Origin of the sequence: Levilactobacillus koreensis JCM 16448, assembly GCF_001435525.1 — a bacterium.
Classification (GTDB): Bacteria; Bacillota; Bacilli; order Lactobacillales; family Lactobacillaceae; genus Levilactobacillus; species Levilactobacillus koreensis.
In genome coordinates this window covers 1-9,374 of the sequence record NZ_AZDP01000060.1, presented here as the reverse complement: position 1 = coordinate 9,374, position 9,374 = coordinate 1, and the positions used below count along the sequence as shown (strand labels likewise).

At 49.9% G+C, this 9,374-nt stretch carries 10 protein-coding genes; 4 read left to right on the top strand and 6 right to left on the bottom strand.

Annotated elements, in window-relative coordinates:
* Window positions 1–191: hypothetical protein (locus FC99_RS14130; RefSeq protein WP_235805866.1), on the top strand; the 191-nt coding region annotated here is incomplete at its 5' end.
* A 112-nt stretch (window positions 192–303) separates the two neighbouring features.
* Here the strand turns inward: FC99_RS14130 and pepF are convergent.
* The 6 genes from pepF to FC99_RS04910 form a co-directional block, all read right to left on the bottom strand.
* A complete protein-coding gene (gene pepF, locus FC99_RS04935; RefSeq protein ID WP_048735784.1) occupies window positions 304–2,112 on the bottom strand; it encodes an oligoendopeptidase F in 1,809 nt (602 codons plus the stop codon).
* A 63-nt stretch (window positions 2,113–2,175) separates the two neighbouring features.
* Window positions 2,176–3,273, bottom strand: coding sequence for a competence protein CoiA (locus FC99_RS04930; protein ID WP_048735783.1), 1,098 nt, complete (start codon window positions 3,271–3,273; stop codon window positions 2,176–2,178).
* Between the two features lie 132 nt (window positions 3,274–3,405).
* The gene (trmB, locus tag FC99_RS04925; RefSeq protein ID WP_048735782.1) at window positions 3,406–4,056 is read right to left on the bottom strand and encodes a tRNA (guanosine(46)-N7)-methyltransferase TrmB; all 651 of its coding nucleotides are present in this window, start codon (window positions 4,054–4,056) and stop codon (window positions 3,406–3,408) included.
* A gap of 80 nt (window positions 4,057–4,136) precedes the next feature.
* Window positions 4,137–4,928: a phosphotransferase family protein gene (locus FC99_RS04920; protein ID WP_048735781.1), complete on the bottom strand. Its 792-nt coding sequence runs from the start codon at window positions 4,926–4,928 to the stop codon at window positions 4,137–4,139.
* A gap of 61 nt (window positions 4,929–4,989) precedes the next feature.
* The gene (locus FC99_RS04915) at window positions 4,990–6,216 is read right to left on the bottom strand and encodes an ABC transporter permease (RefSeq protein ID WP_048735780.1); all 1,227 of its coding nucleotides are present in this window, start codon (window positions 6,214–6,216) and stop codon (window positions 4,990–4,992) included.
* Window positions 6,213–6,947, bottom strand: a complete 735-nt coding sequence (locus FC99_RS04910; RefSeq protein WP_048735779.1) for an ABC transporter ATP-binding protein — start codon at window positions 6,945–6,947, stop codon at window positions 6,213–6,215. The genes FC99_RS04915 and FC99_RS04910 overlap by 4 nt, the downstream gene beginning before the upstream one ends.
* 342 nt (window positions 6,948–7,289) lie before the next feature.
* On the opposite strand from FC99_RS04910, the gene FC99_RS04905 reads away from it, so the two are divergent.
* The 3 genes from FC99_RS04905 to FC99_RS04895 all read left to right on the top strand — a co-directional run bounded on the left by FC99_RS04905 (window position 7,290) and on the right by FC99_RS04895 (window position 9,099).
* Entirely contained in the window at window positions 7,290–7,748 is a 459-nt protein-coding gene (locus FC99_RS04905; protein ID WP_082153279.1) for an HIT family protein, read from the top strand.
* Window positions 7,749–7,751: 3 nt separating this feature from the next.
* A complete protein-coding gene (locus FC99_RS04900; protein WP_048735778.1) occupies window positions 7,752–8,072 on the top strand; it encodes a hypothetical protein in 321 nt (106 codons plus the stop codon).
* A gap of 112 nt (window positions 8,073–8,184) precedes the next feature.
* Window positions 8,185–9,099 (top strand): peptidylprolyl isomerase PrsA, encoded by a 915-nt coding sequence (locus tag FC99_RS04895; protein ID WP_048735777.1) that lies wholly within the window; start codon window positions 8,185–8,187, stop codon window positions 9,097–9,099.
* Window positions 9,100–9,374: the final 275 nt, after the last annotated feature.

Here is a 9,374-nt window from a genome sequence, read left to right as displayed (position 1 = left end):
ATAGAACCACCTCAAAATTATTAGTCTCTCTGTCTAATAATTTTACGGCACTTCAGGAACGCCAGCCAACGCCATTATCACGGCTGGCTACACCCCTGGCCTCCTCCGGCTCTGATTGTGCTCTGCCACAACAATCATTGAAAAATTTGCCTGTCATAAAATTTTACGATCCAACTGATAACAGTTTTTAACCCAGTTGTCAGAAAGCAACCATGTAAGCCGAGAGGTCACCAGATATGGGCTCAGGGCGCGTTCGCACCGTTTCCAGCCCATATCTGGTGCCCGGCAAGGCGAAAATGTCGCTTACTTCTTCAGTTGGTGAGCTAACTCGTTGAACTCAGCTAATCGCTTGTCGAAGGTGGCGAAGGCCGTTTCCAAGTAGTCTGGTTGGGTCATGTCAACGCCGGCCTTACGCATCACGTCTAATGGCAATGCTGAGCTCCCTGACTTCAGGTAGGTCAGGTAGGCGTCCCGCTTGGCAGCATCCCCACTCAAGATCCGTTGTGAAAGTGTCGTTGCGGCCGCAAAGCCAGTCGCGTATTGGTAAACGTAGTAGTTGTAGTAGAAATGCGGAATCCGGGTCCACTCATCAGCAATCTGTGGGTCCTTAGCTAAGTTGTCACCGTAGTAACGGGCGTTCAAATCACCGTAGAACTTGCTCATGAAGTCGGCCGTCAACGTTTCACCGGCTGCGGCTTGTTGGTGAATGTAATCTTCGAATTCAGCGAATTGTGTTTGACGATAAACCGTTCCCTTGAAGCCGTCCAGGTAATGGTTCAGGACGTAGGCGCGAACTTGCGGGTCGGTTTGCGTCTTTAACAGGTAATCCGTTAAGAGATTTTCGTTCGTTGTCGACGCAATTTCGGCCACAAAGATCGAGTAGTCCCCGTACTGGTAAGGTTGATTTGTCCGGGTATAGTGGCTGTGCATGCTGTGACCCATTTCGTGAACCAGCGTGAACAAGCTTTCCAGACTGTCCTGCCAATTCAGTAAGATATACGGCTTAGTATCGTACATCCCACCGGAGTAGGCACCCGTCCGCTTCCCCTTATTTTCGACGACGTCAATAGCCCGACTGTCGAACATTTTTTGTACATTAGCCACATAGTCTGGCCCTAAGACCGCTAACGCCTTCAAGGCTTCTTGTTGCGCCTCTTCGTAAGTGTAGCTTAAGCTGGGTTCACCCGTGATCGGTGTGTAGAGGTCGTAGAAATGTAGATCCTCTAGCCCCAAGATTTCCTTACGCAACCCAACGTAACGGTGTAAGGAATCCAAATGGGCGTTGACTGATTTGACCAGGGTATCATACACAACGGCAGGAACGTTGTTCGCACTCATGGCTGCTTCACGCGCACTGCCATAGTGGCGAACCTCAGCGCCGAAATTATGCGTTTTAACCTCGCTAGACAGCGTTGAAGCAAACGTATGCCGGAATTGTTGGTAGACGCTGTAAAGTGCCTCAAAAGCCTGCTTACGAACACTAGGCGTAGTCGACTGCAGTAAGACCCCATAAAGGCCTTCTGACAATTGAACGTCGTTGCCCTCTTCATCCTGAACGACGGGGAACTTCAAGTCGGCATCGCTTAAGACACTGTACGTCTTCGATGAGGCCGCAAAAATATCACTAGCGCCTGCCAACAATTTTTCCTCGGCAGCGGATAAGGTGTGGTCGCGTTGTTGACCTAACACATCAAAGTAGTGTTGATACGCCGCTAACTTTGGTTCCGCATCGATCAAGGCTTGCAGATCTGATGCTGGCAACCCTAGAACTTCGGGTTCAAACCAAGAGGTTGCAGACGAGACCGTTGCAATCAAGTTGTCTGCTTGACCAGACAAGGCTTGTGCGTTGGCATCGCCAGTGTCTTGATCATTCTTCAGAGAGGCGTACACGTATGCCCGCTCCAACTGACGATTCAAGTCAAAGACCGTGGTGGTGACTTGGTAAAGTGCTTGGCCACTCTTAGCCAATTGGCCTTTTAACTCAGCTGCTTGCTTGGCTGCCTGCTGGACATCGCTAACGGCGGCCTTAAAAGCTGCGTCATCGGGGAAAATTGGGGTCAGGTCCCAGGTTAACTCGGTTGGGACCGCTGAACGTGCGGGAATTTGCTTCATATTTTCGTCCTCCTTAATTTTGCATAATAATAGTCTACCACTTTCATCTCATTATTTGGCCATTTAGCCCAACTTTTTCTCATCATTTTTTAACCATGTCGTATAATCAGTGGCCCACTGGGGTTCCGCGTTAATTTGCCAACCATCCTTGACCTTAATAACGGCACCGGCCACGGTCAGATCTGCCATAAAGTCCCGCTGGGCACGAGCTAGTTCTGCGGTTCCGCTAAACCGACCAGCCTGCAAGTGACCGCCAATCAAGGCGAACCCCTCCTCGGCCAACCGCCCCAACGTTGCCGGTGTCAGTACCTCACCACGCAAGGAAAATATCCAGGCGCCCACGATCGCTCGCCAGACGAGCAGTCCCTGCCCGAATAAGGGGAGCGTCACGTGTTGCGTCACAAAGGCTGCCGGGAACCCCGCCAGATGGTGACCATGCAGGTATAGGGTTTCTTGTAACGGACGCAAGGCGGGGGTCGCACGCAGTAACTTTTGATCTAAGTCGCGTCGAAATTGGCGAACGTTGATGGGCGGCACCCATAACCGTCGCTGATTTCCGGCCTCTAATTCTGCCAAACTACTCACCCAACTCTGCCAAAAGCCATACGTCCCCGTGGCATCCTGATAGAGGTGGTGGACCAGCCGAATCTGTTGGCGACCCACATCCCAAAAGAGCAGGCACAGTCCCCAGCCTCGTAATGGACTAGCAAACCGGTCGATCAAAGACCAGCCAATTTTTTGCCGACCAAAGCGCTCACCTAATAGCCAACAGGGGTAGACCCCTAATTGGCGATATCCGGCCGTTCGTTGTGCTACCTGTTCGGCGTTGATCGGACTGCATTGAAACTCTACAGCCACGGGATGGGCGCGAGCGACCCAACAATCGGCGCGCTGCTGAATCTCCGGTAGAATTTTCTCAAGTGTCACTGGCCCCCAACCCCGAAAGAACTTCGCTAGCTGTCGTTTGCCTACAACGTGCTGTTGCGTCTCGCCCTCGGTCGCCACTGCACAGTCCCCTAGACTCTTGTGGGCAAAGTACGGCTGAACCCGCGTTCCATGATGAAGAATTACAGTTTGCTGACACGCGGGGCAACAGTAATCGTCACACCGAGCGGCATCTTTAGCATCAACTAATTTCTGTTCGACTAACGCAATCAGCATGGTTCCCATCCCCTTTACACTGACTAACTCCGTAAAGGGCTGTGAACCATTTTTTATTTTCAAAATAAATTTAATTGTACAAAAAAATCGCAACCGCCTAAACTCGACAATCGCGATTCTTTTAAATCATAGCTATTCGGCAGCCTTGGGGAAGTGCGCAATCACTTGATAGATTGGGCCCTTAGCTGAGAATTTTTGTTCGTATTCGGTCTCGATGTCTTCAACGCCATCGGTTGCGGCGTGCAGGTCCAACCAGACCCCATCGAAGATTAAGCCGAAATTGTTAAGGCTCCCCAAGGAATACTCGAAGAGGCCCCGGTTATCAGTCTTGAATTGAATCTGACCTTCTGGCTGCAAGACGTCGGCGTAGTGGGCTAAGAAGACGGGAGACGTCAACCGCCGCTTAGCATGGCGACTCTTTGGCCAAGGATCGGAGAAGTTTAGGTATAAGCCGGCAACCTCGCCAGCATCGAAGAAGGTATTCACCGCTTCACCATCCGTGTGGACCATTTGAATGTTGGTCAACCCACTGGCAACGACCTTTTTAAGGGCGGCCGCAATCACGGACATCTGAATCTCGATCCCAATAAAATTGCGGTCGGGATGTTGACGCGCCATTTCAACAATGAATTGGCCCTTTCCCGTCCCGATTTCGACAAACAACGGCTGTTCGCTTGGGAAGCGACTCTGCCAGTTGCCCTTCAGTGGTTCTGGTTCCGTGACCATCTTGTCGGCATGGTCCTCAATGTAGTCCTTGGCCCACGGCTTGTTTCGCACACGCATCGTAAAATTCCTCCTTGATTGCACTCGAGTTCTAAACAACAACGGCGGGCACGAGGTTTGCCCCGCTCCCGCCGACGTCTCTAATCAGTCACTGACTCTCTCGTCAGTTTTTCTAATAAAATTAAATGTTGGTTCATGATCTGGAAGCGTTGTTGGTGGTAGCTTTCAGCAATCACACTCAAGCAGTGAACCCGGGCGTACCAGTTCACGCGGGCCGTTAAGTCCGGCGTCAACCGTTCACCGTAGTCCTGTAACCAACGTTGCCACTCCTCTAACGGCACGTACTCACAAAGTAGTGCACCGAGGTCGAATGCTGGATCAGCAAACGTCGCGGCATCCCAATCGACCAAGTATAACCATTGGCGATCGGACAACAACCAGTTCTTATGATTTAAATCACCATGACAAACCTCATAGTGCGTCTCGGGCAGTTGGGGCTGCTCAACCTGTAAGCTAGCAAAGGCTGATTGAATCAGCGGATGTTGGCGCAAATCCGCAGCTAAGGCGGGTTGCAAGCGAGCTAACAACTGGGCGGGCGTTGTGGAGCGACCGCCGACTTTTAATAACATTTCATGAAGCAATTTTGAGTGATGCACCCGGTGTAGAATTCGAGCGACTCGCTGTTCGCGCATTTCTTTGCGATGCAGCGTCCGGCCGTTCAACCACTCCTGAGCCGTCATCACGTCCCCTGTAGCTAGGCGTTTCGTCCACACTAACCGCGGGGTGATCCCCTCGACGGAAAGTGCTGCTAGAAACGGTGACGCGTTTTGTTTTAAGAACACTTTTTGCGACGCCTTCGTGCCCATATACGCCGTGCCAGTGTTGCCACCCAGCGGAAATAAGCTCCAGCCGTCACTAATATCTAGTGCCATTCGTGCCACCCCTCCTCGATTTGTCAGCTATTATTAATTCTATGGGGAAATTGCGGCAACGTCAAGCCTTATTTTTCATTGCGCGAGCTAATCGCCGTGGCGTATAGACCCTGGCCAAGTACCAAACCTCTATCAACTCAACTACTAGGGCGATTCCAGCCGTTGTCACACTCAAATTAGCCACAACAATAATGATCCACATCAACAGAGCCGCCACGCCTAAAATCAATGTGACCAGATGTTCAAAACTCTTCAGCCGCAATTCTGGCGCAATCGGATAGATGTGCGTGAAGACCACGTCGTCGTACTGCTGGAAAAACGGTAAGAGTTGAAATCCAATCAAGTAGATAAACAGCGCCGCGAGTAACACGGGCAGCCATTCGCCCCGCACAAAGTAGAGTAGCAACATTCCGATGACCGTCAGCCGGACCACCAGTCCACTGAAATCGGTTCCCCGGACCATCCCCCGACTAAATAGGTACGTGTAAGTCTGCCGGTGGGTTGGCTTGATCGACTTGAACAACCAATCGAGATAGTGACGCCGCTTGATGGTCCCTTCCACCATGGGGACCTCGGTAAAGAGATCAAAGAAACGGTAGATTCCCAGCATCCGGTTGTCTTCGATCTTGATCTGTTCGCGCCAACGAATCTGCTGCTGTTGCCAGTGGCGTTGCAGCCAAACGGCAACAGCTCCATCCGCCAAGACGGCCAAGACGATGGCAGCGTACGGCGTTAGCCAAACACCAATGGCCAGTGCGACTAAGCCCAAGCCCCATTTGATGGGCCACTCATTCATCCGGCGTTGCCCCGTCACTTGATAGGCACTCGCTAGGTCTAGCCGCAACAGCGTATCCTTTAAGATGACCTGTGCAACCAGCAAACCCACAATCTGGGGCACCGACCAGCCCAAGGCCACCCGCAAGAATGGTGCCAAGAGAAAGACGACAATCACTTGCGTTGTCTGGGCCAAGCCTTGACTGTACCGACGTGCCGCTACCAGGTAGGCATGCATCGCGCGTTCCTTAGGTAAGAGGAAGACTCGGTCGGCATCTTCGATCAACGTCGCGAACCGGCCGACCTGCAACGTCACCAGTAAGACCAGCACAACGATTACTGGTGCCCACCAGAGGCCCATTTTCAGTTGCTTTAAGACGTTTGAATAGCCATATCCCAGGCCACCCAAGAGAAACATCAAGGCAAAGACAAAGAAATCGTTAAAAACTAACCGCAAATATTTCGCCATTTCCCGGAGATGACGTTGCAGCCGTGACTTAAATAGGTCGGTCATGCGCGGTCGACCTTCGTCATGGAAAGATAAATATCGTTCAGCGATTCCCCCGCTTCCGGAAGAGCGGCTTGTAACTCGCTGAGTGTCCCCTCAGTCTTCACCTGACCATCATGTAACAAAACAAAGCGGTCACAGTACCGTTGCGCGGTATCCAACACGTGGGTCGACATCAAGATGCTGGCTCCAGTCTTCTTGCGCTGTTCAATCAAATTCAAGAGATCGTTGACGGCTAATGGGTCCAGCCCCAAGAAGGGTTCGTCGATGATGTACAGCTTGGCCTGCGTCAAGAAGGCACAGACGATCATGACCTTTTGCTTCATCCCCTTAGAGAAGTTCGCGGGGAACCAATCCAGTTTATTATCCAAACGAAAAATCTTTAAGAGCTCATGGGCCGTTTTCCAAGCTTGCTCTTGATCCAAATCATAGGCCATCATGGTCATTTCCAAATGTTCCCGTAAGGTCAGTTCTTGGTACAAAACTGGGGTTTCTGGAATGTAAGCAATTTGTTGCTTGTAGGCCTGACTGTCTTGATCAATCGTGACCCCATTTAGCGTAATCGTTCCTTTATGTGGCGTTAATAGACCGATGACGTGATTGATGGTGGTCGACTTCCCGGCCCCGTTCAATCCAATCAATCCGACTAATTCTCCGTCCCGAACGTCAAAACTAATATCCTTTAAGACGGGGATCTGTGAGTAACCACCCACAACATGGCTGACTTCTAAAGCCATTCTGCATCCCTTCATTTCTTTTAAATTTAGGTTTTAATCCCGTTAGTTAACCCGCTGATCCAGGTAAAATCGTAGCTAACGGATAACTGTCCTATTATACCATAGCCCACTGGGTAAACGAATTCGTCTGGTAGGTTGGGATAGACGAAACTGTATCGCCTGCGGCTGTCAGGGATTCCACCTGCTATGGGGACCGCCTTCAGTTACGGAAGCCCTGGTAACCGCAATGCGCCCACTTTATCTCTATCCAAGTTCAATCCTTATCACTAACTAAACCACTTGCCAAGCCGTCTCCCCGATGGTGTATAATGAGAAGAAATCGAACCGAAAGAAGGAGTTTTCATGGATCAAATGACCCTCGAGCCACACTATGCCGACGACTGTGTTTTCTGTAAGATTTTAAAGGGAGAGATTCCTAGCTACACCGTCTACGAAGACAATATCGTTAAGGCCTTTTTGGATATTTCCCAAGGGACTCCCGGCCACACGCTGGTCATCCCCAAGACACACGTGCAAGACATCTTTGCCTACGACGCCGACTTAGCCGCCGCAGTGTTCTCCCGAATTCCTAAGATCGCCCGCGCCATTCAAGCGGCCGACCCGACCATTACGGGGATGAACATCGTGAACAACAACGGTAAGGTTGCTTACCAGTCCGTCTTCCACTCCCATTTCCACCTAGTTCCTCGTTACACGGACCACGATGATTTCAAGATGATCTTTCAGGACAACTCTGGAAATTATACCCCTGCAAAGTACGCTGCAATTCAAGAACAGATTAAAGCACACTTGGAGGCATAAACTATGCAAATTGGTCGTTTCTTAGCGGGTAGCGTCCTCGCAGCCGGCGTTGGTTTGGCCGCTTACTTAACTTTAACCAAGCAAGACCCTGTCACCTGGGGAAAAGCCGTAGGTGAACAAGCCAAACATACGGCAACTAAAATTGATGACGTCAAAGACGCCAAAGATAATTTAACGCAAAGTACCCAACGATTAACCACCGCAATTGATGCGGCGATGCCAGTTCTCGATGATATTCAAACGGATATTGAAAAATTTACGTTTAAAATTGCGCCCCGCGTCGAAAAAATCGAAGAAACCGTGTCACGCTGGGACAACGCGTAAATTTGAACTTTTTGTAAAGCTTTGCCGACCTTTTCAGGTTTAGCAAGATTTGTGTTATGATGTCTGAGTATGGTGTTTACACCAATTTTGATGAATGGATGTGTTGAGCAATATGAAGAAATGGTTTATTGCCCTTGCCGGTGTGTTATTAACCTTTACGCTTGCCGGCTGTGGGAGCAAGACCGTTGCCACAACTAACGGTGGTAAGATCACTGAAAGTGCCTACTACAGCAGTTTAAAGGGGACTTCCTCTGGTAAGCAGGTTCTGCAACAAATGATTCTGAACAAGGTCTTGGAAAAGGAATACGGTAGCAAGGTCAAGAAGTCTGCTGTTACCAAGCAATTCAACCAATACAAGGCCCAATATGGGTCATCATTTAGCAGTGTCTTAGCTCAAAGCGGGATGACCCAATCCAGTTTGAAGACGGAAATTCGTTCGAACTTACTGTTGAAGGAAGCCGTTAAGGACAACGTCACGGTTTCAAATGCGCAACTTAAGAAGCAATTCAAGAGTTACGAACCAGAAGTTACCGTTGCCCACATCTTGGTTTCCAAGAAGTCCACTGCTAACACGGTTATCAGCGAACTGAAGGACACTAAGAAGAGCGATTTGACTAGCGAATTCACGAAGTTAGCTAAGAAGTACTCTACTGATACAGCTACTAAGACCAAGGGTGGTAAGTTGAGTGCCTTTGATAGCACTGACACTTCCCTTGACGCAACCTTCAAGAAGGCTGCCTTCAAGTTGAGCACCGACGAATTTACCACGACGCCTGTTAAGACGCAATATGGTTACCACGTCATCTTGATGTTGAAGAACCCTGGTAAGGGAACTATGAACCAACACAAGGCTGAACTGAAGAAGCAAGTTCTTGACAACGACATGAACGACAGCACTGTCTTACACAATGTTGTGGCTAAGGTCTTGAAGAAGGGTAACGTTTCTATCAAGGATAGTGACTTGAAGAACATCCTTTCCGACTACTTGTCATCAAGCAGCTCATCAGCTTCATCATCTTCTAAGTAAGTTTAATTAAGTCATTTATGACTACGATTAAGGGCACCGACTATTTTGGTCGGTGCCCTTTTTGTGCCGGTCGTAAACGTCATCACCGGGCTCTTTGCCACGTAGAAATGAGTACGACGAGCAGTAGTTAGTCGATGGGCCTTAACGTCGATGGCCGAACAATCCCGGTTTTGGGCGGAGTTGACTGCCTTTTGTCACACGTTTCGGCCAGGTATTCGGAATCGAGTAGGAGGTAGCCGATTATTTCGGCTACCGACCTCTCACACCACCGTACG

Excerpts from the sequence above, each read along its gene's own strand:
- pepF (WP_048735784.1), bottom strand. The coding sequence starts at position 2,112 with ATGAAGCAAATTCCCGCACGTTCAGCGGTCCCAACCGAGTTAACCTGG.
- FC99_RS04930 (WP_048735783.1), bottom strand. The coding sequence starts at position 3,273 with ATGCTGATTGCGTTAGTCGAACAGAAATTAGTTGATGCTAAAGATGCC.
- trmB (WP_048735782.1), bottom strand. The coding sequence starts at position 4,056 with ATGCGTGTGCGAAACAAGCCGTGGGCCAAGGACTACATTGAGGACCAT.
- FC99_RS04920 (WP_048735781.1), bottom strand. The coding sequence starts at position 4,928 with ATGGCACTAGATATTAGTGACGGCTGGAGCTTATTTCCGCTGGGTGGC.
- FC99_RS04915 (WP_048735780.1), bottom strand. The coding sequence starts at position 6,216 with ATGACCGACCTATTTAAGTCACGGCTGCAACGTCATCTCCGGGAAATG.
- FC99_RS04910 (WP_048735779.1), bottom strand. The coding sequence starts at position 6,947 with ATGGCTTTAGAAGTCAGCCATGTTGTGGGTGGTTACTCACAGATCCCC.
- FC99_RS04905 (WP_082153279.1), top strand. The coding sequence starts at position 7,290 with ATGGATCAAATGACCCTCGAGCCACACTATGCCGACGACTGTGTTTTC.
- FC99_RS04900 (WP_048735778.1), top strand. The coding sequence starts at position 7,752 with ATGCAAATTGGTCGTTTCTTAGCGGGTAGCGTCCTCGCAGCCGGCGTT.
- FC99_RS04895 (WP_048735777.1), top strand. The coding sequence starts at position 8,185 with ATGAAGAAATGGTTTATTGCCCTTGCCGGTGTGTTATTAACCTTTACG.